Below are 23,613 nucleotides of genomic sequence, written 5' to 3'. Positions count from 1 at the left end.
GCCATGAATATGCCATCTCCGATCACCCGCCGAACCTCCCGACAGATCCATGTCGGTGATGTCCCCGTCGGTGGCGGCGCGCCGATTGCCGTCCAGAGCATGACCAATACCGACACCAACGACGTCGCCGCCACCGTCGCCCAGATCCAGCGCCTTCAACAGGCCGGCGCCGACATCGTGCGCGTCTCGGTACCGGACATGGACGCCGCCGAAGCCTTCGGCAAGATCAAGCGTCAGGTCAGCGTTCCGCTGGTGGCCGATATCCATTTCGATTACAAGATCGCCCTGCGGGTGGCCGAGCTCGGGGTCGACTGCCTGCGCATCAACCCCGGCAACATCGGCCGCGAGGATCGTGTGCGGGCGGTGGTCGACGCGGCGCGCCATCACGGCATCCCGATCCGTATCGGCGTCAATGCCGGTTCGCTGGAGAAGGATCTGCAGAAGAAGTATGGCGAGCCGACCCCGGAGGCGCTGGTCGAGTCGGCCATGCGCCACATCGACCACCTCGACCGGCTCGACTTCCCCGACTTCAAGGTCAGCGTCAAGGCCAGCGACGTGTTCATGGCGGTGGCCGCCTACCGGCTGCTGGCCAAGCAGATCGAGCAGCCGCTGCATCTGGGCATCACCGAAGCCGGCGGCCTGCGCTCCGGCACGGTGAAGTCCTCCATCGGCCTCGGCATGCTGCTGATGGATGGGATCGGCGATACCATCCGCGTCTCCCTGGCCGCCGATCCGGTCGAGGAGATCAAGGTCGGCTTCGATATGCTGAAGAGCCTCAAGCTGCGCGCCAAGGGCATCAACTTCATCGCCTGCCCCAGCTGCTCGCGCCAGAACTTCGATGTCATTGCGACCATGAACGCTCTCGAGGAGCGCCTCGAGGACATCATGACGCCGCTGAACGTCTCGGTCATCGGCTGCGTGGTCAACGGTCCCGGTGAAGCCAAGGAGACCGACATCGGTCTCACCGGCGGCAGCCCGGCCAACCTGGTCTACATCGACGGCAAGCCGGCGAGCAAGCTGCGCAACGATCATCTCGTCGACGACCTCGAAGCGCTGATCCGCGAGAAGGCGAAAGAGAAAGAGAGCCGCGCAGGCGACCTGATCGCCCGCGAGGCGTGAATCCAGCGCGCACGAGCTCGCATGCGTGACCCCGGGGGGCTTGACGCCCCGCGGCTCACCATCAGAGAGTAACCGACGAACGCCCGGGCGGGTGCCTGCGGCGTTTTGCTATAGGCAGGAGTGTCAGTTGAGCAACAAACTACAGGCCATTCGCGGCATGAACGATCTGCTGCCGGATCGGTCGCCCGCGTGGCAGTATCTCGAGCGGCAGCTGCGCTCACTGGTGGACCGCTACGATTACCGCGAGATCCGCACCCCGATCGTCGAACAGACCGCCCTCTTCGCCCGCTCCATCGGCGAAGCGACCGACGTGGTCGAAAAGGAGATGTACACCTTCGACGACCGCAATGGCGAAAGCCTGACACTGCGCCCGGAAAATACCGCTGCCGTCGTGCGTGCGGCGATGGAACATGGCCTGCTGCACAACCAGACGCAGCGGCTTTGGTACATGGGGCCGATGTTCCGCTACGAGCGTCCGCAGAAGGGCCGCTACCGCCAGTTCCACCAGATCGGCATCGAGGCCTACGGCATGGCCGGCCCCGATATCGACGCAGAGATCATCCTGCTCTCCGCTCGCCTCTGGCGCCAGCTCGGCATGGCCGAACACGTCACGCTCGAACTCAATTCACTGGGTACGACGGAGGCGCGCGCTGCCTATCGCGACTCCCTGGTCGCCTATTTCGAATCCCATCGCGAGATTCTTGACGAGGATTCCCAGCGTCGGCTGACAACCAATCCATTGCGGATCCTGGACTCCAAGAATCCCGCCATGGCCGAGATGCTGGCCGGGGCACCGCAGTTGCTGGACCACCTCGACGACGCATCCCGCCAGCATTTCGAACAGTTGAAATCGACACTCGATGCCGCCGGTGTCGGCTATCGCATCAACCCCCGGCTGGTACGTGGGCTCGACTACTACTCGCGCACCGTGTTCGAGTGGACCACCACCGCCCTCGGCAGCCAGGGAACCGTCTGCGGTGGCGGGCGCTACGACGGCCTGGTCGAACAGCTCGGCGGCAAGCCGACGCCGGGCGTTGGTTTCGCTATCGGCCTCGAGCGCCTCATGCTGCTGCTCGATACCCTCGATCTGATCCCCGCGGAAGCCCTCGGCGGCGCCGACGCCTACCTGCTGGCGATGGGCGATTCGGCGGAGCGAAAAGCGATAGGGCTCGGCGAGCGCCTGCGCGATGCTCTGCCAGCGCTGCGACTTCAGGTACACTGCGGCGGCGGCAGCTTCAAGAGCCAGATTCGTCGGGCCGATCGCAGTGGCGCCCGGGTCGCGCTGATCCTCGGCGAGGACGAGATCGCCAAGGATTGCCTGACAATCAAGCCGCTGCGCGAGGATGGCGAGCAGCAGACACTCGAACTGGACGATGCCATTGCTTGGCTGTACCGCCAGTTCCCCTGAAGCCTGAACGGGTACCGGCAGCCGCATGACTGCCGACGAACGCAGAAGGAGACCGCCCGTGGCGGAGCTTAGGACCGAAGAAGAGCAACTGGACGCGATCAAACAGTGGTGGAAGTCCAACGGAAGCGCCCTGCTGGTGGGCATCGTCATCGCCGCCGCCGGCGTCTTTGGCTGGCAGGCCTGGCAGCGCTATCAGGAAGGGCAGTCCGCCGAGGCGTCCAATGCCTATCAGCAGTTGATCGCCATCGCCAGCAGCGACACGCTCGACGACAACGCCCGCACGCAGGCCTTCAGTCTGGCGGATGGCTTGCAGAGCGATCATGGCAGTACGCTCTACGCCGACCTGGCCGGCCTGTTGGAAGCCAAGATCGCCATCGGTGCCGACGACACGGACCGCGCTCGTCAGGCGCTCAACGATGTCGCCGGCGGCAGCGATCGCCCCTACATGAAGAGCCTGGCACGCATCGACCTGGCGCGTCTTCAGATCGCCAGCGACGACCCGGACGCGGCGCTGAAGACACTCGAGGAAGCCGTGCCAGGTGCGCTCGAGGCCCAGCGCCAGAACGTCCTCGGCGACGCCTTCGTGGCGCTGGAACGCCCGGACGATGCGCGCAAGGCCTATCGGCAGGCGCAACGTCTGGCCCAGGATGCTGACCAGACGATCTACGGCCTGCAGCTCAAGCTAGACGATCTCGGTGCGGAGGACGCCACCTGATGAAACTGACTCACCTACTTCTGCCCCTGGGACTGACCGCCACACTGCTGGCCGGTTGTGCCGGTAGCGTCGAACCGCAGTACCCACCCAAGGAGCTCCAGGACTTCACCCCCAAGGTCAGCCTCGACGAGCGCTGGGACCAGGGCATCGGTGAAGGGCTGGGCCGCGCCCGCTATCCGCTCACGCCGACCGTCGACGACGGGACCCTCTATGCCGTCGACGAAACCGGCGATCTGCGTGCGATCGATACCGAAAGCGGCGATACCCAGTGGGAAGTCGAGTTGGGGACGCCCATCTCCAGCGGCATCGGCGCCGACAGTGGCCGTCTCTACATCGGCACGCGCAACGGCGAGGTGCTGGCCGTGGATCGCAAGGACGGTAGTGTCGACTGGAAATCGCGGGTCTCCAGCGAAGTGCTGGCCGCTCCCCAGGTCAACAGCGAGCTGGTGGTGGTACAAAGCGTTGACGGCGCTGTCACCGCGCTCAATCGGCTGGATGGCGGCGAGCAGTGGGTCTACTCCAGCTCGCAGCCGGCACTGACGCTGCGCGGCACTGGCGCTCCCCGCGTCATCGAGCCGGTCTCCTTCGCCGGCTTCGCCAACGGTCGCCTGGTGACGCTGGACAATCGCAGCGGTCAGCCGCTGTGGGACATGCGCGTCGCCGTGCCGAAGGGCCGTACCGAGGTCGACCAACTCGTCGACCTCGACGGCCAGCCGGTACTGACCCAGGACGGGCGTCTGTTCGTGACCAGCTACAACGGCCGCCTGCTGGCGCTGGAAGCCACCTCCGGCAAGGTGCTGTGGGAACACGAGGAGTCCAGCTACCTGACGCCGCTGCTCGTCGGCAACTATCTGTTCACGGTCAACGCGGCCAGCCACGTGATCGCGATCGATGCCGACACCGGTCGGGTGATGTGGGACTCCGACACGCTCGAAGGCCGCTCGCTGACCGCGCCGTCGTTCGTCGACGGCAACATCGCGGTGGGCGACTACCAGGGGTACATCCACCTCATCGATGCCTCGACCGGCGAGATGAATGGGCGCGTGCATGTCGGTGGCGACGGCCTGACACTTCCCCTGCTCACCGGCGATCGCCGTCTCTATGCGCTGGGCAACGATGGCACCCTGGTCGCCTACGACCTGAAGACGCTCTCCGACCAGAACTGATCGCCACCAGCGTCAGCGCTTCGGCCCCGCTCTGGCGGGGCCGAGTTCGTTGGAAAGAACGAAAGCGACCGGGTTCGGACTTCACGCTTTTCGCATGCTAGAATGCCCGGCTACCAAGCGGTCGTATCGGGCTTCCTCACGGCCCCTCCCACCGGCCGTCCACCTTGTCACCGCCTTTTTGCGAATCGCCATGAACCCCGTTATCGCCCTGGTTGGCCGACCCAACGTCGGCAAGTCGACGCTTTTCAATCGCCTGACACGCACTCGCGACGCGCTGGTGGCCGACTTCCCCGGTCTGACCCGTGACCGCAAATACGGTAGCGGCCAGCTCGGCGACAAGACCTACACCGTGATCGACACCGGCGGCATCAGCGGCGACGAGCAGGGTATCGACGCGGCCATGGCGGAGCAGTCGCTGACCGCCATCGACGAGGCCGACATCGTGCTGTTCATGGTCGACGGGCGCGCCGGGCTGATGCCAGCCGACCAGGCGATCGCCAACCACCTGCGCGTCAACCAGAAGAAGACCTGGCTGGTGGTGAACAAGACCGACGGCCTCGAGGAGCACACCGCGATGGCCGACTTCTGGGCACTCGGCCTGGGTGATCCGCGCCCGATCGCCGCCTCCCACGGTCGCAACGTCACCACGCTGATCGACGAGGTGCTGGAGCCCTTCCCCGAGCGCGATCCGAACGCCGGCCCGGCTGGCCATCACCCCGGCATTCACATCGGCGTCATCGGTCGACCCAACGTCGGCAAGTCGACGCTGGTCAACCGCATGCTGGGCGAAGAGCGCGTGGTGGTGTTCGACGAGGCCGGTACCACCCGCGACGCCATCGAAGTGCCCTTCGAGCGGCGTGGCAAGCCCTATGTGCTGGTCGATACCGCGGGTGTGCGGCGGCGCAAGAACGTCAGCCTGATCGCCGAAAAGTTCTCGATCATCAAGACCCTGGAGGCGATCAAGGAGTGCCACGTCGCGATCATGGTGCTGGACGCCCGCACCGGCCTGGTGGAGCAGGACATGCACCTGCTCGACTACGTGCTCAGCAGCGGACGCGCGCTGGTGCTGGCAGTCAACAAGTGGGATGGCCTGGAAGGGGAAGCGCGGGAGAAGATGCGCTCGGACATCAAGCGTCGGCTCGGATTTGCCGACTACGCCGAACTGCACTTCATCTCGGCCTTGCACGGTACCGGCGTCGGCGACCTCTACAAGTCGGTGGACAAGGCGTTCGATAGCGCCAACAGCCACTGGTCGACCAACCGGCTGACCTCGATCCTGCAGGATGCGGTCAGCGAGCACCAGCCACCAATGATCAATGGACGTCGGATCAAGCTGCGCATGGCGCACCAGGGCGGCAGCAACCCGCCGATCATCGTCGTCCACGGTAACCAGACCTCGTCGTTGCCGGAGGCCTACAGGCGCTATCTCACCAATACCTTCCGCAAGGTGCTGAAAGTCCGGGGCACCCCGATTCGATTCGAATTCCGTTCGGGCAACAACCCCTACGACAACCAGGCCGGCGCCAGCGACCGGGAAAAGGCGCGCGAGCGCCAACTAAGCAGAACTCGCGAGGCGAGGAAGAACCGCCGCTGACCCGCCAAACGAGGAGAGCGGCGACTCGAGTCTGCTTTCTTCCCCCTGCCTGGCCTCGTACATCGCATGGTTGGCGGCTCGGCTCAGCGGGACCAATGCCAACAGGTAGCCACGGCCGTCGTTTCCCTGCACCACGGACCGGCTCCCCCACTCGCGAACGATCGGTACCTGGTGTCGTGACAACCAGCCATCGATCAATTTCTGGGGACTGCCGATCATTCGCCATAAGCAGTTGGACGACGCTCGAGTCCCGCGCGAGAGGCGTTGATGGCGATCCCCTGCTCCCAGGGCTGAAAATCCAGGTCCAGGGCAAAGGCTGCGCGATCGCTGAGCAACGCCTGCAACAGCATCCAGCCGAAGAACAGCGTCAGCAGGAAGCTGCCCAGCACAATCAACCATGCCGGTATGCGCGAGACCTTCACCCGCTGCCCCCCTCATGAACGGTTCGCAAGCACGTCACGGCTCATGCTTTTTCATGAGGGTAACTCATTCGACTATTCCGCCAACCTTTGGATAGATTGCGAACCGATCCACTGACAGGCGAATTGCCATGCGGCACGACCGCTGCGAACGCCTCGCAGTGTCGCGTAGCGTACCGCCTCGGCGCGGGCCGCCTCGCTCCAGGCATCGTCTCCTCCCAGGTGCGCGACCCAATGGCGGCAGGTCTCGAGGTAGGATTGCTGGTCGAACGGATGAAACGCCAGCCACAGGCCGAACCGATCCGACAGCGAGATCTTTTCCTCCACGGCGTCGCCATGGTGCAGCTCGCCATCGACCAGGTGAGTCTGTTGATTGTCGGCCATGGACTCCGGCAACAGATGGCGACGATTCGACGTGGCGTAGAGCAGCACATTGTCAGGTGGCCCGGTCAGGGTGCCGTCGAGAACGCTCTTCAACGCCTTGTAGGCATCGTCGCTGCCCTCGAACGACAGATCGTCGCAGTAGACGACGAACCGCTCCGAGCGGTCGCGCAGACGCTGCACCAGGATCGGCAGCGCGACCAGGTCGTGACGGTCGACCTGGATCAACCGCAGCCCCTCGTTGGCCAGCGTGTTGAGCAGGGCCCGCACCATCGACGATTTACCGCTGCCGCGGGCGCCCCACAGCAAGGCGTGGTTGGCGGGGTAGCCCTTCAGGAACGCGCGGGTGTTATCCAGCAGGGCGCGCTTCTGGCGCTCGACCCCGATCAGATCGTCCAGCCGGACGCCATCCCGGGGGGATACCGCGACCAATTGCCCGCCAAGCGGGTGGGACTGCCACAAGGCCGCGACATCACGCCCCCAGTCGACCGCTGGCGGCTGCTCGGGCAGCCACCCCTCGACACGATCCAGCAAGCGGCTCAAACGTAGCGCCAAATCACCATCCATCCTCGATTCTCCTTGAAACGAACTGGGCCAGACGATTCCGGCAAGAGGCTTCACGACCGGGGGGAAATACCGACGAAAATCGATCTCCCCGGAGGATTGCAGGTTGCCGGAAACAGAGTATCTTGTGCCGGCTGAATCCGCGGGTCCAGTCGCATCCCGTTCGGTCGGCCCGAGTCATCGGCCATGGGGTGAGGTCGCGACACCGCCACTCCTCCCCGTTTCTCCCACACCGCATTCCAAGGAGTGACGATGGCGTTCCGCTTCCGTTTTCTCGCCGTACCGCTGCTGGCGGCCTCCCTCGGTGGCTGCCTGGCGCTTCCTCAGGTCGGTTTCATGCTGGGGCGAATCGCGCTGTCGTCGATGGGCGTGGAGAACGTCCGCATCGGCAACTATCACTTCTCACCCGGCCTGGAAGGGATCGACGAGCTCTCGCTGCTGAGCTCGGGGCTGGCGTTGGCCGGTCTGCCGGTGAACGTCGATCTGCCGCTGGCGATGGCGCTGCCGGCGGGAACGCCGTCGGTCACGCTTCAGGGCTTCGGCTGGCAGCTCCAGGTGCCGGGCGCGGAACCCACCGCCGGCGAAGTCACCGACCCCATTGCACTGCAAGGCGGCGCGACGACGACCGTGACCTTGCCCGTCGCGCTGGAGCCGAACGGGATCGATGCCCTCTCCTCCAAAGCCGAGCGGGTTTCGTCCCTGCTGTCGCTCGCCCGTCGATTGAGCCGCGAGGGCGAACTGCCAGCGGGAAGTCGACTCACGTTGATGCCCATGCTACCAGCCGCCCTCGACGGCATCGTCACGGCACCGACTCTGGCGCTGGATATCGGCGAGCCGGTCGACAGCGTCCAGCCCGCCCCATCGAGTTGACCGTCCCGTCAGGCCGGGTATCTTGGGCCAATCGACATCCCCAACAACACATGACCAAAGCGTTTCGGAGACCCTCATGTCAGGAAGACCCTCCCCCCGGCTGATTGGCGCCCTCGGCCTTGCAGCCCTGCTGAGCGCCTGTAGCACCTCGCCAATGGGCCGCAACCAGTTGGCCTTTTATTCCGACGAAGAGCTGGCGCAGATGGGCCAGCAGAGCTTCGCCCAGTACGAACAGGAGTTGCCCACGGTCAACGGCGCCCAGGCCAACTACGTGCAGTGCGTGGCTAAGGCGATTACCTCCGAGGTCCCCGCCAGCGCCGGTATCTCCGATTGGGAAGTCAAGCTGTTCAAGGACGACACCGCCAACGCCTTCGCGCTGCCGGGTGGGTATATCGGTGTCAACACGGGGCTGCTCGACGTCGCCACCAACCAGGATCAGTTGGCCGCGGTCATCGGCCACGAGGTCGGTCACGTGCTGGCCCACCACGCCAACGAGCGCGTTTCCACACAGGCAGCGACTCAGAGCGGGCTCTCCGTGCTGCAGACGGTGGCGGGTCTACAAGGCGCGGGTGGCGAGCAGGTCATGGGGCTGCTGGGTGCGGGGGCGCAATACGGCGTCATTCTGCCATTCTCTCGCAAGCAGGAATCGGAAGCCGACCTGGTGGGGCTGGACCTGATGGCCGACGCCGGATTCGATCCCAGCGCCAGCATCCAGCTGTGGCAGAACATGGCGGCCAACAGCCAGGGCGAGCCGCCGGCCTGGATGTCCACCCACCCCAGCAACTCCCAGCGGATGGAAAGCCTGCACAATCGCCTCAGCGAGGCCCAGCCACGCTACGAGCAAGCCAGGGCCAACGGCAAGCGGCCCAACTGCAAGGTTTGATCCTCTCGCGTTCGGTTTCCCGGTAAGAGCCAATACGCTCGGGGTTTCCACCCAATGACGCCTTCCAGACGACGCTGGACGACAGTCACCCGTGCCGGGTCTTGCGTCATGGATGACGCAAGAGGCGCGTTGGGCAGGGATGCCCTTTCGCGCCGACCCGCGCACGGGGGATTGGCGTTCAGGGTTTCGTCGTCTGGGGCGTCAAAAAGGGGAGCGCGAGGGGCTTGCCCCTCGCATTCATGAGCCAAAGGATCGTTGAGACTCGGCCAGTGGTAAGCTGATCCTGCTCGAATTCGTTGCCTCGCCAAAACCCCAAGCTACAACTCTCGCCTCAGCAGCTCCCGCAGCGGTGCGGTATCCGGCCGCACCTGGCGCCACAGCCAGAAGGACTCGGCAGCCTGCTCGATCAGCATGCCGAGCCCATCGACCGACCGCGCGCCCCGCTCGGCAGACCAACGCAGGAAGACGGTCGGCTCAGCAGCGTACATCATGTCGTAGGCCAGGCCATCCGCCGAGAAAAGGTGATTCGGCAATGGTGGCAAGTCGCCGGCAAGACTGGCGCTGGTCGCGTTGACCACCAGGTCGAACGGCCCCTCGATGCGATCGAAACCGCAGCCGGTGACATCGCCCCTGTGGGCGAACAGCGCCGCCAGCGCCTCGGCCTTCGACACGGTGCGGTTGGCCACCGTCAACGTCGCGACCCCGGCCTCCAGCAGCGGTTCGATCACCCCGCGCGAGGCACCTCCGGCGCCGAGCAGCAGGACCCGAGCACCGGCAAGCGGCGCAGCGTGGGCGTGCAGGTCGCGGACCAGGCCGACACCATCGGTGGTATCGCCGAACAGTCTGCCATCTTCGCCTACCAGCAGCGTGTTCACCGCGCCGGCGAGCTGCGCCCGCGGCGATAGCACGTCGGCCAGCGCGAACGCCTCCTGCTTGAACGGCACGGTCACGTTGCCCCCTCGACCGCCGGCATCGACGAACGCCTCCCAGGCGCCCGCGAACCCGGTCACGGGTGCCTCGATGGCGTCGTAACACAGGTTCTGGCCAGTCTGCTCGGCGAAGGCGGTGTGAATGCGTGGCGATTTCGAGTGGCCAATGGGATTGCCGAAAACGGCATAGCGGTCGGTCATTTGGGTAACGGTTCCTCGGTGGTATTCAGCCAGTCGCGGGGTTGGAGATAGGCGAGCAGGCGCGCTTCCTCGGAGCCCGGCTGCGGCGCCCACTGGTACTGCCAACGCGCCAGCGGCGGCATCGACATCAGGATCGATTCGGTCCGCCCGCCGCTCTGCAACCCGAACAGAGTGCCCCGGTCCCATACCAGATTGAACTCGACGTAACGGCCCCGACGATAGGACTGGAACTCCCGTTCCCGCTCCCCGAAGGGTGTCTCGCGACGGCGTTCGGCAATGGGCACGAACGCTTCCAGGAAGCTGTCTCCCACTGAACGCTGGAAGGCGAAGCAGGTCTCGAACGGCCACTCGTTGAGGTCATCGAAGAACAGGCCGCCGACCCCCCGGGTCTCGTCGCGATGCTTGAGCGTGAAGTACTCGTCGCACCACGCCTTGAAGCGGGGATACACCGCTTCGCCGAACGGTTCGCAGGCCCTGGCGGCAACCCGGTGCCAATGTTTCGTGTCCTCGAGACTGGGGTAGTAAGGCGTCAGGTCGTAACCGCCGCCGAACCACCATACCGGTTCTTCGCCCGCCTTGTCGGCAATGAAGAACCGCACGTTGCCATGCACGGTCGGCACGTGCGGATTCCGCGGGTGCAGCACCCACGAGACACCCACCGCGTGAAAGCTGCGCCCCGCCAGCTCGGGGCGCGCCGCGGTTGCCGAGGGTGGCAGTTTCTCGCCGTGGACGTGGGAAAAATTGACGCCGCCTTTCTCGAACAGCGCCCCCTCCTCGATCACCCGCGAACGACCGCCTCCCCCTTCGGCGCGCTCCCAGGTCTCCTCGCGAAACCGCCCGCCGCCGTCGAGCGACGTCAGCGAGTCGCAAAGTGAATCCTGCAGCGTGAGCAGATAGTCCTTGACGCTTTCGAGATGGGGATGTGCCACGATCGTCTTTCCTTCGGGTCCGGAGAATATGAGTTCAGGGCGGGAATCGGCACTGCGGCTGCGCACGATCCGGCACCATCAGGCGCGCAGTAGCCGGCCGGTCATCAAGTCACGGATGGTGCTTGGCCGGTCGCGTCCACCGAGCGGTCCATCGACGATCGCACCCAGCGCATCGCCGAATGTCCGGCGCACTTCGTCGGCGCTCATCGCCGGCGCTTCGCCCGCACGATTGGCCGAGGTCGACACCACGGGTCCCCCCCAGGCGGCGCACAGCCCCTGCACCAGCGGATGGTCACTGACACGAACCGCCAGCGTGGGATGACTCCCTCTCAGCAGCGGTCTGGCCCGGCCATTGTCGGGTATCAGCCAGGTGTGAGGTCCCGGCCAGGTCTCGAGGAGGCGTTGCCGGGCTCGTTCGTCGATGCCCTCGAGCCAGTCCGAGAGCTGCCGGATGTCGCCGGCGATCAGGATCAGGCCCTTTTCGCTGGCGCGCCCCTTGAGCGCGATCAGCGACGCCAACGCCCGTTCGTCGTCCGGGTCGCAGCCGAGCCCCCACACCCCTTCGGTCGGATAGGCGATGATCCCTCCCTGCCGCAGGGAAGAGACGGCCGCCGAGAAATCTTGACGCATCTGGGTCTCTCTATCTGGGAAAACCTGGATCTCTCTTCTGGGAAAACCTGGGTCTCTCTTCCACCAACACCTGGGCCTTCCTTCCACGAAAACCTGGGCTTCTAGTTTACGCAGACAGAGCCGCTGAACATGGGCCGAATTCTAACACGCCGACAAGCCGCCGGGCCGTGCTCCAACGTCGCACCCCAGGCGCGCTCGAGGTGGCGAAGGCGCGCGGCGGCGGCCATATTGAGGGATCGGATATTCATCAACCGAACAGGACAATCAAGGAAACGCCCATGCCCCGCTCCTCGCTGCCCCCGATACTCCTCTCGCTGGCGCTGACCGGCGGTCTCGCCGCCTGCGCCCAGCAGCCGGCGCAACCGCCAGCCCCGCGCGCCTCCCTCGCCGACGAACTGGTGATGGCAACGGTCTGGATGCAGTCATCCGGCGAGTACGCCGCGCTCAGCCATCAGGCCTTCAACCTGGCCCGCATGAACCTGGACCGCGCGCTCGCCGCGCCCGACAGTCAGACCCAGCGCCCACCGGCGATCATCGTCGATGTCGACGAGACGGTACTCGACAACAGCCCCTACGAGGCGTGGCTGATCGCCAGCGACGAGAACTACGCCAGCGACAGCTGGCACCAGTGGGTGGAGAAGGCCAGCGCGGCACCGATGCCGGGGGCGAAGCCATTTCTCGATTACGCCGCATCGCGGGGCGTGGAGATCTTCTATGTCACCAACCGCCGCGACAATGAAACGGAGGCGACGCTGCGCAACCTGCGCCAGGTCGGCTTCCCCGATGCCGACGGCGAGCACTTCCTGCCGCGTACCGACTCGAGCGACAAGACGGCCAGGCGCTTGCGCGTCGCGCAGTCGCACTGGATCGTGCTGCTGATGGGCGACAACCTAGGCGATTTCTCCCAGGGATTCGACCGCGAAAGTGCCGCGGCGCGGCGTGCCGCCGTCAACGCCCAGGCCGACGCTTTCGGCAGCCGCTACATCATGCTGCCCAATCCCGCCTACGGCGCGTGGGAGGAGGCGATCTACGGCGGGGACTGGGGTGTGAGCGACGAGGAGAAGTCACGCGCCCGCCGCAATCATCTCGAGGCATGGGGCGGGCCGACACACTGAAACCTGGCCCGGGGCGGCGAGCATGGAGGGCGTCAACGCCCTCTCCTGACCCAGCCGCCCGTGACCTGGACGACCCAGCCATCAAGTTCGAGTTCGAGCAGCCCCAACTGGATGTCGGCGACGGACAGCCCGGTCAGATCGACCAGCAGATCCACCGGCGTCGGTGCGTCGCTGAGAGCAGCCAGTAGCGGCGACTCCGGTCTCTCGATCGCCGCCGCTTCGGTTGACGGCGCCGGGCTGGAGACCTCGCCTCCCATCGGCCCGGGCGCAGCCGAACGTCGTCGCGACGGCCGGCCCGGCGGGTCGGACGGATGCGTGACGGCGGACTCGGGGTTAGATATCGGCACCTGCCAGGGAGAGAGATCGCCCACGATGTCCTCGACATGACGCACCAGCGCGGCCTCGCCCTGCCGGATCAGACGCAGGCAGCCCTCGGACTGGGGATTGTGAATCGACCCCGGTATCGCGAACACCTCCCGGTTCTGCTCCAGCGCCAGGCGCGCGCTCACCAGCGAGCCGCTCTTCTCCGCGGCCTCCACCACCAGTACGCCTTGGGAGAGCCCCGTGATCAGCCGGTTGCGTCGAGGAAAGAAGCGCGGATGGGCCCGCGTCTCCGGCGGATGTTCGGAGATCAGCAGCCCGGTCCCCTCCAATAGCTCCCTGAAGAGCGTGGCATGACGCGGCGGATAGACCACATCCACCCCGCAGCCGAGCACGCCGATGGTCGCGCCGCCAGCCTGCAACGCCGCCCGCTGTGCGGCGCCGTCGATACCCAGCGCCATGCCACTAGCAATGCAAAAGCCTCTATCGACGAGGTCTCTGGCGAAACGCATCGCGTTATCCTGCCCCTCCCGAGTGGGGCGTCGCGTACCGACGATCGCCATGGCGGGCCGTTCGAACACGGCCAGATCCCCCTTGGCCCATAGCACGACAGGCGGGTCCGGCAGTTGCGTCAAGAGTGTCGGCCACGCCGAATGGTCGGGATGAAGAAGGTGGTGCCGCGCGTCGGCACACTCCCATTCGAGCGCCGTGTCGACTGCTGGCGTGATCGGGCTACGCGAGGGGTGTTCCAGCCATAGCCGCAGCGGTTGGGCCAGGCTGGTGGGTAGCGCTGCCAACCAGCCCTGCGGCCACGTCAGATCGCCCCCTTCGCGCCATCGACGCATCAGCGGCGCCAGGCGGACCGGACCCAGGCCGGGAAGCGCGTTCAACGCCAGCCAGTCGCGCAGCGTCGGGCTCATCGCTGACACTCGCCGGCCTGGCGGCACGGCGCCGTCGCCGATGCCACGCTCAAGGCGCCCCTCTCACGGCCACCGCCTCGCGAAGATCGCGGGGCACGACGAGGCGATCTCCCACCGCCAGCGGCTGGGACGCCCGCATGACCAGGGCGTAGCTCAGGTGATCGAAGACGCGGAAAACCATCACGGCACCCGCCTCGGTATCCGGCAGCGTCACCCAGGTATCGCGACTGTCGTCATGCACGCGTTCGCCCTGACGCATGGCCTGCAGCACGTGTCCGGTCTCGAGTCCGTCGGCGCGGCCACGGTCGATCGCCACCACATCGTAGCGACCGATGAAACGCACCCCGGCCGGGACGGAGAGAATCGTTGCGACCACCGGTGTCTCGGGCACCCTCGGCTGGAACCGAATCGCGATGCCGCCTTCGGCCAGCGCCAACAGATAGTCGCCGCCGCGGATCTCCTGGACCGCGTCCTGCACTTCCAGCTCGCCGACATCGTTCACGCTTCGAACCACTTTGACGTGTCCGAGCCGCCGTAGCTCCAGTCCCCGCCCCGTCTGGCCGAGCGCCTCCTGACCAGGCATCGTCCTGGCCTCCGGCTGTTGCGCCGCCTGACGCGAGGTAGCGGTCGGCAAGGGAATCCGATAATCGGTCCCTGGACGATAGACGCCCAGCGTCGTGCCCGCGGGCGGCAGGGCTCCATGCGCGTAGAGTGTGTCGCCGGCCCCGCTCAGCAGGTGCTGCGACTGCCCGGCAACGACCGTCGGCGCGTCATCGAGAATGGCGGGATCGACGATCTGATAGGCGTCGAGGAACACCTTGATGCGATCCAGCGGCAGACCCGGCACGGCATCCCGCGCCGGCGCCCGGCGCACGCCGGGCGAGAGCCGCACCGTCTGGCCGCGCCCACGCTCCAGCGAGAGCCGGGGTGCGCCAGCGTCGAGTCTGAGCAGGTCGCCGGGATAGAGTTTCTGCGGCGAGGATAGCTGCGGGTTCTGCCGCCACAGCGCCTGCCACTGCCACGGCGAATCGAGAAAGCGCGAGGCGATTCCCCACAGCGTGTCGCCCTCGCGCACGGTGTACTGGGCAGGCGCGTCCGCCTTGAGCGACAGCGCCCATGCCGGAGTCGGCAGCGCCGCCATCACGCTCACCCCGCCGGCCAGCAGCCAGCGCCACATCATGGCGCGCCCCCGGCGCGGCCGCGCCCTCTCCAGACTGATCATTGGCGTCGTCCCACCGGTGATTCCCTCGAGGTATTGCTGCATAGATCGGCGCCGCAGCGCCGGACTTGAGGGTCCGGCGCCCCGGGATCTTCGCTCGCGAGCCTCGAACCGGCGCGGCGGTTTCCCCGCCGACGCTGTCGATCTACAATAGTGAGTTAACGCCACTCATGCCGATAGGCACGCAAAACGACTATGGCCATCAGAACCATTCTCCAATACCCCGATCCGCGCCTGCGCACCAAGGCCGCGCCGGTCGATCAGGTCGACGACGGCATCCGCACCCTGGTCGACGACATGCTGGCGACGATGTACGACGCCTCCGGCATCGGCCTGGCAGCGACGCAGGTCGATGTTCATCAGCGCGTGATCGTTATGGACGTCAGTGACAACCGCAACGATCCGCTGGTGCTGATCAACCCGAGCTACGTGCCGCTGGACGACGAGCGCGAGCCGCTGCAGGAAGGCTGTCTGTCGATCCCCGACTACTACGCCGAGGTGCCGCGGGCGCTGCGCGTTCACCTCAAGGCGACCGATCGCGACGGCAACGGCTACGAACTGGACGCCGACGGTCTGCTGGCACACTGCATCCAGCACGAGTGCGATCATCTCGAAGGCGTGCTGTTCGTCGACTATCTTTCGCCGCTCAAGCGCGACCGCATTCTCAAGAAGATGCAGAAGCGCCAGAAGCAGGAAGCCTGATCGCCTGCCTCGTCGCTCCCCGGGCTTTCCAAGGCCGGCCGTCCCCGCGACGCCGGCCTTTCGTCATTCCCGGGCATCGTTCATCTTCAAGCATCAGGAACCTATCGAATGCCTCATCGTGAAGGGCAGTCGCTGCGGATCGTCTTCGCCGGTACGCCCGACTTCGCCGCCGAGAGCCTTAAGGCGCTGCTCGCTTCCCGTCATCGGGTCGTCGGCGTCTATACCCAGCCGGACCGCCCCGCCGGACGGGGGCGCAAGCTCACGCCCAGTCCGGTCAAACGTCTCGCTCAGGAACATGACCTGCCGGTGGAGCAGCCTCTCAGCCTCAAGGATGCGGACGCCCAGCAGCGGCTGGCCGAGTTCGATGCCGACGTCATGATCGTGGTCGCCTATGGCCTGCTGCTGCCGCAGGCGGTACTCGACATTCCCCGGCTGGGCTGCCTCAACGTGCACGCCTCGCTGTTGCCGCGCTGGCGCGGCGCGGCGCCGATCCAGCGTGCCATCGAGGCAGGCGACAGCGAGAGCGGCATCACCCTGATGCAGATGGACGCCGGTCTCGACACCGGCGACATGCTGCTGATCGAACGTACGCCCATCGACGACGCCACCACCGGCGGTGACCTCCATGACCGCCTTGCCGAGCTCGGCGGCCGGACGCTGGTCGAGGGTATCGATGCGCTGGCCGCGAACGGCTTGAGCGCAACGCCACAACCGGACGAGGGCGTCACCTACGCCAGCAAGCTCTCCAAGCCCGAGGCGAAGCTCGATTTTCGCCAGTCGGCGGCGGCGCTCTCACGACGTATTCGCGCTTTCAATCCCTGGCCAGTGGCCTGGACTCACCTTGACAGCGACACGCTGCGGCTGTGGTTCGCGACACCCGAGGTCGATCCGGTCGTCGAACGAGACACACCACCGGGAACACTGCTCGAGCCCGCCAGCGACGCCCTGCGGATCGCCTGTGGCGAGCACGGCCGCGACGTCCTGCGCGTGACGCAGTTGCAGATGCCGGGCGGCAAGCCGCTCGCGGCCCGCGACCTGCTCAACGCCAACCATCCCCGTCTCAGCCCCGGCCAGCGCCTGGGCCAGCCCAAGGAAGCCGACCGATGAATCCTGGCGATACCCGCGCCTTTGCCGCGCGACTGCTGGTACCGGTGCTCGACGGCAAGGGGTCGCTCTCCGGTCTCGATGCCGACCTGGCCGCGAGCGTGATCAAGGAGCGCGATCGCGGCTTCGTCAAGGCGCTCTGCTTCGGCGTCTGCCGCGCGCACCCGCGCCTGGAGGCGCTTGCCGCCCAGTTGCTGCGCGAACCGTTGAAGCAGCGCGATACCGATATTCAGGCTCTGCTGCTGATCGGGCTGTATCAGATTCTTCACATGCGCGTGCCGCCGCATGCCGCCGTCAGCGAGACCGCCGGCGCCGCCCGCGCCTTCGGCAAGGCCTGGGCGACGAAGGTCCTCAACGGCTGTCTGCGCCGCTTTCAGCGTGAGTCGGCGGCCCTGCAGGCCAAGGTGGACAAGGGTGTGCCGGTGGCGCTGTGGCATCCGAACTGGCTGCTGCTCGAGTTTCGCCAGGCCTGGCCGGATGACTGGCGGGCGATCTGCGAGGCCAACAACGAGCCGGGGCCGATGACACTGCGGGTCAACCGCCGTCATGTTTCGAGAGACGACTACCTCCAGCGTCTCGAGACCGCGGGGTTGAGCGCAAGCGCCTGTGATTTCGCCGAGGACGGCATTCAACTGGAAAGCCCCTGCGACGTGGCTCAACTGCCGGGGTTCGCCGAGGGCGACGTCAGCGTGCAGGACGAATCGGCACAGCTCTGCGCCGATCTGCTGGCGCCGACGCTGAGCGACAGCAAAGGCAAGCGCGTGCTCGACGCCTGCAGCGCGCCCGGCGGCAAGACCGCCCACCTGCTGGAGCGTTTCACGCCTGAGATGACCGCGCTGGACGTCGATTCGACGCGGCTGAAACGCGTCGCCACGACCCTGCAACGGCTGGATCTCGACGCCAGGCTTCAGGCCGCCGATGCCAGCGACTCGAAAGCCGACAGCGAATGGTGGGATGGCCAAGCCTTCGATGTCATCCTGCTCGACGCGCCCTGCTCCGGGACCGGCGTCATCCGGCGTCACCCGGACATCAAGCTCGCCCGCCGCCACAGCGACGTCGCCGAGCTGGCCGCGTTGCAGTCACGCCTGCTGGACACGCTCTGGGCCAAGCTCGCGCCGGGCGGCACGCTGCTCTACGCCACCTGTTCGGTACTCCCAGCGGAAAACGCCATCCAGGTTGAGGCGTTCCTCGCTCGCACGCCAGATGCCAACGCCGACATGCCGGACGATCTCGACTGGGGCCGTGCCGCCGGTCATGGTCGGCAGTTGCTGCCCACCCCGGCCGGGCAAGACGGCTTCTTCTATGCAAGACTGACAAAAATGACGCGAGGCCAGCAAAAAACGGCCGTCTAGAACGGCCGCATTTTCACCTCTTCCCCGAGCCCCCTTCCAGACGGCGCAGGACCGATCGGCGACGAGGCGATTCGCGGATACCATCCGCCGGGCGTGTCTTCAGCGCTCTTCGCAGGGCGCCAATCGCCCACCAGCGGTCGCTCCGACACCCCGCTCGCGAGTCGCCAACAGAACACCTGCCAGTGCCAACACGGACATCACCGCGCCGGCCACCGGCACCGCCGGATAGCCCAGCCCAGCCGCAATGACCGCACCGCCCAGTGCCGCGCCCACGGCATTGCCGAGATTGAAGGCGCCGATATTGACCGCCGAAGCCAAATTGGGTGCTTCCCCGGCAGCGGCGATCACCCGCACCTGCAACGGCGGCACGATCGCGAAGCTGGCCACCCCCCACAGAAATACCAGCACGCCCGTCGCCAGACCAAACGGCATCAATAACGCAAAGGCGACCAACACCAGACTCAAGCTCGCCAGCGCCACGACCAGCGTGCGGTCCACCGACCGATCCGCCGCGCGTCCTCCCAGCCAGTTGCCGGCCGTCAACCCCAGGCCATAGACCATCAGCAATGTCGTCACGAAGCCAATCGAGGCACCGGTTTCGACCTGCAGGATCGGCACGATATAGGTGTAGACCGTGAACATCGCGCTGGCTCCGAGCACGGTGAGTGCCAGCGCCACCAGCACCGGCACGCGCCCAAGCACCTTGAGTTCCGCCAGTGCCCCGCCACCGTCCGAAGACGGACGGTCGGGCAGCGTCAGCCGCAGTGCCACCATGGTGACAAGCCCCAGCGCGGTGATGGCCCAAAAGGGCTCGCGCCAGCCCAACTGCTCGCCAGCCCAGGTCGCAAGCGGCACGCCCACCACAGTGGCCACGGTCAATCCGGTGAACATCGCCGCCACCGCGCTCGCCCCGCGCCCGGGCGGCACCAGGCTAGCGGCAACCACTGCCCCAACGCCGAAGAAGGCGCCATGATTGAGCGAAGTGACGAGACGTGCGACGAGCAGCATGCCGTAGTTCGGCGACAGCGCCGCGAGCAGATTGCCCAGGGTGAAAATGGCGGCGAGGCCGATCAGCAATGTGCGCCGCCGCATCCGGCCGGTGGTCAGCGTCATCAGCGGCGCGCCCAGCATCACGCCAATGGCATAGGCGCTAATCAACAACCCCGCGGTTGGAATCGAGACACCAAAGTCGGTGGCGATCAATGGTAGCAGGCCCATCGGCGAGAATTCGGAGACGCCAATGGCAAAGGCGCCCGTGGCCAGCGCCAGCAGGGGCGGATTGAGTTTCATGCCGTGGTCCTCTCGTCCGGTAGACGTGGCATATCGATCGACGAGCGCCCGGGTCCAGCCATGGTGGGCCAGTGCGTCGACGAGACGCGCAAGCGAGAATGTTGCATGGCAGCTTTCCTTGATTGATGTTTGGCGCAAAGATAAAAGCCACTGCCACGCGTGTGTAGCCGTCCACGAGGCCATGGAGTTTTGATATGAATGCAAAGATGCTCTCGCCGAGTGACCGTACCCGGGCACTGGAGGTATTCGTCGCGGTAGCGTCGGCAGGCAGTTTCTCGGCGGCGGGAAGATGCCTCGGCCTGACCCCCTCCGCGGTGAGCCGTACCGTCGACCGGCTCGAAGCACGACTCGGCGTGCGTCTGCTGCTGCGTTCCACCCGGGCGCTCGCCATCACGGCCGAAGGCCACGCCTATCTGCAAGCGGCTCGACGAATCCTCACCGATCTCGATGAGGCCGAGCAGGCGATCGCCGATCTCGGGGCGCCGCGGGGACGACTGCGAGTCAGCGCCTCGCTCTCTCACGGGCGGCTCTGCGTGGTGCCGCTACTGGGCGAGTTCAGCGGGCTCTATCCGGAGATCCTGGTGGACATCAATCTGACCGACACCGTTGTCGACATCGCCGCCGGCGAGGCCGACGTCGGCATCCGCTTCGGCCTGCTGCCGGACAGCTTGCTCAATGCCCGCCGTCTGGGCGAGAACCGCCGCGTGATCGTCGCCTCGCCCGCCTATCTGGCGCGGCACGGCACGCCACGAGTGCCGGGAGACCTGCACGCCCACAACTGTCTCAATTTCAATTTCCGCCGCAACGAGCCCACCTGGCCCTTCCGCGACGCCGAAGGTAACCACGCCATGAGCGTGCACGGCACGATCGAGGCCAACAACGGCGAAACGCTGGGCCAGCTCGCCCGTTCCGGAGCCGGCATCGCCCGAGTCGGCGCCTTCAGCGTGACAGCGGAGATCGCGGCCGGAACATTGGTGCCGCTGCTCGAGGCCTACAATCCGGACGATGTGGAAGAGATCCACGCAGTCTTCGTCGGCGGCGCCCACATGCCTTTGCGGGTACGCGCCTTCGTCGACTTCCTGGTCGCACGCCTGACGTAGCGTCAGCCGCGTCACTTGCACCCGGACGGTGGGGCTTCGATACTGAGGACGAATCCGCCATCCGGGAAGCGCCCGTCGTGCCTGACAACGAGGTCATCGATACTACGCAGACTACCGAGACGCAGACCACCGAGAGGCCGATCACCGAGACGCAGCCCGCCGGGCTGGCGCTCGGTGGCGTCGCCCCGCACAGCGCGCTGATCATCGTCGACGTCCAGCCGGACTTCATGCCCGGTGGCGCGCTGGCCTGTACCGAGGGCGACGAGATCCTGCTGGGACTGGAGTGGCTGCTGGCCCAGCACGCCTTCGAACACGTGGTCGCCACCCAGGACTGGCACCCGACGAGACATGTCTCGTTCGCGTCCAGCCATCCGCCGCACCAACCTTTCGAGGCGATCGACCTCTACGGTCACTCCCAGACCCTGTGGCCGGATCACTGCATCCAGCGCACCGAGGGCGCGGCCCTGCATCCGGCCATCGACTGGTCTTGGTGCGATGCGATCATTCGCAAGGGCACCGATCCCGGCATCGACTCCTACAGCGCGTTTCGCAACAACGTCGGCCCCGACGGTCATCGCCCCGCCACCGGCCTCGCCGGCTGGCTCCGCGACCGGCGCGTCACCGACGTCTACCTCTGCGGCCTGGCACGGGACGTCTGCGTGCTGTGGACCGCCGAGGATGCGATAGCGGCGGGCTTCAACACCCATTTCCTCTGGCCGTTGACACGCCCGGTCACGTTCGAGACGGACGACGATACCCGCCAGCGGCTCGCGGACCTGGGCATCGCTATCGTCGATGCCTGAGTCTTCGGCGCACCCAAACCGTCTATCTTTTCCAAGCCCCAGGGAACCCAGGGGCTTTCAGTCGTCGGCAACGGCCGGCGCTTTCAACCCAGGAGCGTTACCATGAGCGATCATGTCTACAAGCAGATCGAACTGACCGGTTCTTCCCCTACCAGCATCGAGGACGCCGTCCAGAACGCATTGCAGAAAGCCGGCAAGACCCTTCACGGCATGCGCTGGTTCGAGGTCACCGAGACCCGCGGCCATCTCGAGGACGACAAGCTGGCCCACTGGCAGGTGACCATCAAGGTCGGTGTCTCGCTGGATTGACTGGCGCGACCGGCGGTTGCGGGCGGGATGTCGTCCGCGGTCCTGTCATTCGGAGGCCCGGCTCGTTATGCTACGCGCTGATTTCGGTGCCGGGCGGGTTTCGTTCCGATCCTCCGGGGCCGGGTAAACTGGCAGGCGGTACGCTGTATTTCCGTGATGGTTTGGCATGAAAATTATTATTCTGGGTGCCGGTCAGGTCGGCGGTACGTTGGCAGAACATCTGGCCAATGAAGAGAACGACATCACGGTGGTGGATATCAACGAGGAGCGGCTGCGCGAGCTGCAGAATCGTCTCGATATCCGCACGGTGATCGGTACCGCGTCCTACCCCAACATTCTGCGTCAGGCCGGCGGCGAAGACGCTGACATGCTGATCGCGGTGACCAGTTCCGACGAGATCAACATGGTTGCCTGTCAGGTGGCGCACACGCTGTTCCGAACGCCGACCAAGATAGGTCGCGTGCGCTCGACCGCCTATCTGACGCGCAAGAGTCTGTTCTCCAACGACGCCATCCCGGTGGACGTGCTGATCAGCCCCGAGCAGGTGGTCACCGACCACATCCGCCGCCTGATCGAATATCCCGGCGCGCTGCAGGTGCTCGATTTCGCCGGCGGCCTGGCCCAGCTGGTGGCGGTCAAGGCCTACTACGGCGGCCCGCTGGTGGGTCAGGAGCTCGGCTTCCTACGTCGCCACATGCCGAACATCGACACTCGCGTGGCCGCGATCTATCGTCGCGATCGCCCGATCATCCCCACCGGCGACACCGTCATCGAGGCCGACGACGAAGTCTTCTTCATCGCCGCGCGCCGCGACATCCGCACGGTCATGGGCGAGTTGCGCAAGGTCGACCGCGACTTCCGGCGGGTGCTGATCGCCGGCGGCGGCAACATCGGCGAACGCCTGGCGGAGACGCTGGAGCACAAACATCAGGTCAAGATCATCGAGCACGATCTCGGCCGCTGCGGCGCGCTCTCCGAGAAGCTCGACCGCACCGTCGTGCTGCACGGCAGCGCCACCAGCAAGCGCCTGATGCTCGAGGAGAACATCGAGGACTGCGACATCTACTGCGCGCTCACCAACGACGACGAGGTCAACATCATGTCGTCGATGCTGGCCAAGCGTCTCGGCGCCAAGAAGGTGCTGACCCTGATCAACAACGCCGCCTACGTGGACCTGGTCCAGGGCGGCGAGATCGATATCGCCATCTCGCCGCAGCAGACCACCATCGGCAGCCTGCTCACCCACGTGCGCCGGGGCGATATCGTCAACGTCCACTCGCTGCGCCGCGGCGCCGCCGAAGCGATCGAGGCGATCGCCCACGGCGACAAGCGCTCCTCCCGGGTGGTCGGCCGTACCATCGGCGAGGTCGACCTGCCCAGCGGCACCAGCATCGGCGCCATCGTCCGGGGCAAGGAAGTGCTGATCGCCCACGACGACGTCATGATCGAGAGCGGCGATCACCTGATCCTGTTCGTGGTCGACAAGCGACGTATTCGTGACGTCGAGCGGCTGTTCCAGGTCGGCCTGACCTTCTTCTGATGGTCCATTCATCCGACACCGCCTGCCCGT

Annotated in this window: 23 protein-coding genes; 15 read left to right on the top strand and 8 right to left on the bottom strand. The window is 66.1% G+C overall.

All coding sequences use genetic code 11. The features are described from left to right. Nucleotides 1-3: 3 nt before the first annotated feature. The 5 genes from ispG (at nt 4) to der (ending at nt 6,002) form a co-directional block, all read left to right on the top strand. Nucleotides 4-1,119 (top strand): flavodoxin-dependent (E)-4-hydroxy-3-methylbut-2-enyl-diphosphate synthase, encoded by a 1,116-nt coding sequence (ispG, locus tag F0A16_RS01645; RefSeq protein WP_149433649.1) that lies wholly within the window; start codon nt 4-6, stop codon nt 1,117-1,119. Nucleotides 1,120-1,246: 127 nt separating this feature from the next. Further along, complete coding sequence (hisS, locus tag F0A16_RS01640; RefSeq protein ID WP_149433648.1) at nt 1,247-2,527, top strand: histidine--tRNA ligase; 1,281 nt, start codon at nt 1,247-1,249, stop codon at nt 2,525-2,527. A 58-nt stretch (nt 2,528-2,585) separates the two neighbouring features. Next, nucleotides 2,586-3,242 (top strand): YfgM family protein, encoded by a 657-nt coding sequence (locus F0A16_RS01635; protein WP_149433647.1) that lies wholly within the window; start codon nt 2,586-2,588, stop codon nt 3,240-3,242. Further along, the gene (bamB, locus tag F0A16_RS01630; RefSeq protein WP_149433646.1) at nt 3,242-4,408 is read left to right on the top strand and encodes an outer membrane protein assembly factor BamB; all 1,167 of its coding nucleotides are present in this window, start codon (nt 3,242-3,244) and stop codon (nt 4,406-4,408) included. Before F0A16_RS01635 ends, bamB begins: the two co-directional genes overlap by 1 nt. A gap of 190 nt (nt 4,409-4,598) precedes the next feature. Next, nucleotides 4,599-6,002 (top strand): ribosome biogenesis GTPase Der, encoded by a 1,404-nt coding sequence (gene der / locus F0A16_RS01625; RefSeq protein ID WP_149433645.1) that lies wholly within the window; start codon nt 4,599-4,601, stop codon nt 6,000-6,002. 215 nt (nt 6,003-6,217) lie between these two features. On the opposite strand, the gene F0A16_RS01620 is transcribed toward der, so the two are convergent. Both F0A16_RS01620 and F0A16_RS01615 read right to left on the bottom strand, forming a co-directional pair. Continuing rightward, entirely contained in the window at nt 6,218-6,424 is a 207-nt protein-coding gene (locus tag F0A16_RS01620) for a hypothetical protein (protein ID WP_149433644.1), read from the bottom strand. 72 nt (nt 6,425-6,496) lie between these two features. Continuing rightward, nucleotides 6,497-7,369, bottom strand: coding sequence for an ATP-binding protein (locus tag F0A16_RS01615; RefSeq protein WP_149433643.1), 873 nt, complete (start codon nt 7,367-7,369; stop codon nt 6,497-6,499). A gap of 249 nt (nt 7,370-7,618) precedes the next feature. Between F0A16_RS01615 and F0A16_RS01610 the strand changes: the two genes are divergently transcribed. Together F0A16_RS01610 and F0A16_RS01605 are read left to right on the top strand one after the other, a co-directional pair. Continuing rightward, nucleotides 7,619-8,236 (top strand): hypothetical protein, encoded by a 618-nt coding sequence (locus F0A16_RS01610; RefSeq protein ID WP_149433642.1) that lies wholly within the window; start codon nt 7,619-7,621, stop codon nt 8,234-8,236. A gap of 76 nt (nt 8,237-8,312) precedes the next feature. Then, nucleotides 8,313-9,119 carry a M48 family metallopeptidase gene (locus F0A16_RS01605; protein WP_149433641.1) on the top strand — a complete coding sequence of 269 codons (807 nt, stop codon included), beginning with the start codon at nt 8,313-8,315 and terminating at the stop codon, nt 9,117-9,119. A 317-nt stretch (nt 9,120-9,436) separates the two neighbouring features. On the opposite strand, the gene aroE is transcribed toward F0A16_RS01605, so the two are convergent. From aroE to tsaC, 3 genes are all read right to left on the bottom strand, one after another. Beyond that, nucleotides 9,437-10,249, bottom strand: a complete 813-nt coding sequence (aroE, locus tag F0A16_RS01600) for a shikimate dehydrogenase (protein WP_149433640.1) — start codon at nt 10,247-10,249, stop codon at nt 9,437-9,439. Then, a complete protein-coding gene (gene hemF, locus F0A16_RS01595) occupies nt 10,246-11,178 on the bottom strand; it encodes an oxygen-dependent coproporphyrinogen oxidase (RefSeq protein ID WP_149433639.1) in 933 nt (310 codons plus the stop codon). The genes aroE and hemF overlap by 4 nt, the downstream gene beginning before the upstream one ends. A gap of 78 nt (nt 11,179-11,256) precedes the next feature. After that, on the bottom strand, nt 11,257-11,808 hold the full coding sequence (gene tsaC, locus F0A16_RS01590) for an L-threonylcarbamoyladenylate synthase type 1 TsaC (RefSeq protein ID WP_149433638.1): 552 nt from the start codon (nt 11,806-11,808) through the stop codon (nt 11,257-11,259). A gap of 278 nt (nt 11,809-12,086) precedes the next feature. On the opposite strand from tsaC, the gene F0A16_RS01585 reads away from it, so the two are divergent. Next, nucleotides 12,087-12,923 carry a 5'-nucleotidase, lipoprotein e(P4) family gene (locus F0A16_RS01585; RefSeq protein WP_149433637.1) on the top strand — a complete coding sequence of 279 codons (837 nt, stop codon included), beginning with the start codon at nt 12,087-12,089 and terminating at the stop codon, nt 12,921-12,923. Nucleotides 12,924-12,955: 32 nt separating this feature from the next. On the opposite strand, the gene dprA is transcribed toward F0A16_RS01585, so the two are convergent. Next, a complete protein-coding gene (gene dprA / locus F0A16_RS01580; protein WP_149433636.1) occupies nt 12,956-14,164 on the bottom strand; it encodes a DNA-processing protein DprA in 1,209 nt (402 codons plus the stop codon). 49 nt (nt 14,165-14,213) lie between these two features. Then, nucleotides 14,214-15,428 carry a LysM peptidoglycan-binding domain-containing protein gene (locus F0A16_RS01575; RefSeq protein WP_149433635.1) on the bottom strand — a complete coding sequence of 405 codons (1,215 nt, stop codon included), beginning with the start codon at nt 15,426-15,428 and terminating at the stop codon, nt 14,214-14,216. 150 nt (nt 15,429-15,578) lie between these two features. On the opposite strand from F0A16_RS01575, the gene def reads away from it, so the two are divergent. From def to rsmB, 3 genes are all read left to right on the top strand, one after another. Then, nucleotides 15,579-16,085: a peptide deformylase gene (def, locus tag F0A16_RS01570; protein ID WP_149433634.1), complete on the top strand. Its 507-nt coding sequence runs from the start codon at nt 15,579-15,581 to the stop codon at nt 16,083-16,085. 108 nt (nt 16,086-16,193) lie between these two features. Next, nucleotides 16,194-17,192, top strand: coding sequence for a methionyl-tRNA formyltransferase (gene fmt / locus F0A16_RS01565; RefSeq protein ID WP_149433633.1), 999 nt, complete (start codon nt 16,194-16,196; stop codon nt 17,190-17,192). Continuing rightward, nucleotides 17,189-18,541, top strand: coding sequence for a 16S rRNA (cytosine(967)-C(5))-methyltransferase RsmB (gene rsmB / locus F0A16_RS01560; RefSeq protein ID WP_149433632.1), 1,353 nt, complete (start codon nt 17,189-17,191; stop codon nt 18,539-18,541). The genes fmt and rsmB overlap by 4 nt, the downstream gene beginning before the upstream one ends. A 99-nt stretch (nt 18,542-18,640) precedes the next feature. On the opposite strand, the gene F0A16_RS01555 is transcribed toward rsmB, so the two are convergent. Further along, the gene (locus tag F0A16_RS01555; protein WP_149433631.1) at nt 18,641-19,831 is read right to left on the bottom strand and encodes an MFS transporter; all 1,191 of its coding nucleotides are present in this window, start codon (nt 19,829-19,831) and stop codon (nt 18,641-18,643) included. A gap of 194 nt (nt 19,832-20,025) precedes the next feature. Between F0A16_RS01555 and F0A16_RS01550 the strand changes: the two genes are divergently transcribed. The 4 genes from F0A16_RS01550 (at nt 20,026) to trkA (ending at nt 23,583) form a co-directional block, all read left to right on the top strand. Continuing rightward, nucleotides 20,026-20,931, top strand: coding sequence for a LysR substrate-binding domain-containing protein (locus tag F0A16_RS01550; RefSeq protein WP_149433630.1), 906 nt, complete (start codon nt 20,026-20,028; stop codon nt 20,929-20,931). Between the two features lie 77 nt (nt 20,932-21,008). Beyond that, the gene (gene pncA / locus F0A16_RS01545) at nt 21,009-21,734 is read left to right on the top strand and encodes a bifunctional nicotinamidase/pyrazinamidase (protein WP_239023672.1); all 726 of its coding nucleotides are present in this window, start codon (nt 21,009-21,011) and stop codon (nt 21,732-21,734) included. A 102-nt stretch (nt 21,735-21,836) separates the two neighbouring features. Further along, complete coding sequence (locus F0A16_RS01540) at nt 21,837-22,043, top strand: dodecin (RefSeq protein ID WP_149433629.1); 207 nt, start codon at nt 21,837-21,839, stop codon at nt 22,041-22,043. 166 nt (nt 22,044-22,209) lie between these two features. After that, nucleotides 22,210-23,583, top strand: a complete 1,374-nt coding sequence (trkA, locus tag F0A16_RS01535; RefSeq protein WP_149433628.1) for a Trk system potassium transporter TrkA — start codon at nt 22,210-22,212, stop codon at nt 23,581-23,583. Nucleotides 23,584-23,613 lie beyond the last annotated feature (30 nt).

Source organism: Salinicola corii (assembly GCF_008298015.1).
In the GTDB taxonomy this organism is placed as follows: Bacteria; Pseudomonadota; Gammaproteobacteria; order Pseudomonadales; family Halomonadaceae; genus Salinicola; species Salinicola corii.
The sequence above is the reverse complement of the archived record's forward strand: the minus strand, read 5'-3'. Positions and strand labels throughout refer to the sequence as shown.

Excerpts from the sequence above, each read along its gene's own strand:
- ispG (WP_149433649.1), top strand. The coding sequence starts at position 4 with ATGAATATGCCATCTCCGATCACCCGCCGAACCTCCCGACAGATCCAT.
- bamB (WP_149433646.1), top strand. The coding sequence starts at position 3,242 with ATGAAACTGACTCACCTACTTCTGCCCCTGGGACTGACCGCCACACTG.
- der (WP_149433645.1), top strand. The coding sequence starts at position 4,599 with ATGAACCCCGTTATCGCCCTGGTTGGCCGACCCAACGTCGGCAAGTCG.
- F0A16_RS01615 (WP_149433643.1), bottom strand. The coding sequence starts at position 7,369 with ATGGATGGTGATTTGGCGCTACGTTTGAGCCGCTTGCTGGATCGTGTC.
- F0A16_RS01610 (WP_149433642.1), top strand. The coding sequence starts at position 7,619 with ATGGCGTTCCGCTTCCGTTTTCTCGCCGTACCGCTGCTGGCGGCCTCC.
- F0A16_RS01605 (WP_149433641.1), top strand. The coding sequence starts at position 8,313 with ATGTCAGGAAGACCCTCCCCCCGGCTGATTGGCGCCCTCGGCCTTGCA.
- aroE (WP_149433640.1), bottom strand. The coding sequence starts at position 10,249 with ATGACCGACCGCTATGCCGTTTTCGGCAATCCCATTGGCCACTCGAAA.
- tsaC (WP_149433638.1), bottom strand. The coding sequence starts at position 11,808 with ATGCGTCAAGATTTCTCGGCGGCCGTCTCTTCCCTGCGGCAGGGAGGG.
- F0A16_RS01585 (WP_149433637.1), top strand. The coding sequence starts at position 12,087 with ATGCCCCGCTCCTCGCTGCCCCCGATACTCCTCTCGCTGGCGCTGACC.
- dprA (WP_149433636.1), bottom strand. The coding sequence starts at position 14,164 with ATGAGCCCGACGCTGCGCGACTGGCTGGCGTTGAACGCGCTTCCCGGC.
- F0A16_RS01575 (WP_149433635.1), bottom strand. The coding sequence starts at position 15,428 with ATGCAGCAATACCTCGAGGGAATCACCGGTGGGACGACGCCAATGATC.
- def (WP_149433634.1), top strand. The coding sequence starts at position 15,579 with ATGGCCATCAGAACCATTCTCCAATACCCCGATCCGCGCCTGCGCACC.
- fmt (WP_149433633.1), top strand. The coding sequence starts at position 16,194 with ATGCCTCATCGTGAAGGGCAGTCGCTGCGGATCGTCTTCGCCGGTACG.
- rsmB (WP_149433632.1), top strand. The coding sequence starts at position 17,189 with ATGAATCCTGGCGATACCCGCGCCTTTGCCGCGCGACTGCTGGTACCG.
- F0A16_RS01555 (WP_149433631.1), bottom strand. The coding sequence starts at position 19,831 with ATGAAACTCAATCCGCCCCTGCTGGCGCTGGCCACGGGCGCCTTTGCC.
- F0A16_RS01550 (WP_149433630.1), top strand. The coding sequence starts at position 20,026 with ATGAATGCAAAGATGCTCTCGCCGAGTGACCGTACCCGGGCACTGGAG.
- F0A16_RS01540 (WP_149433629.1), top strand. The coding sequence starts at position 21,837 with ATGAGCGATCATGTCTACAAGCAGATCGAACTGACCGGTTCTTCCCCT.
- trkA (WP_149433628.1), top strand. The coding sequence starts at position 22,210 with ATGAAAATTATTATTCTGGGTGCCGGTCAGGTCGGCGGTACGTTGGCA.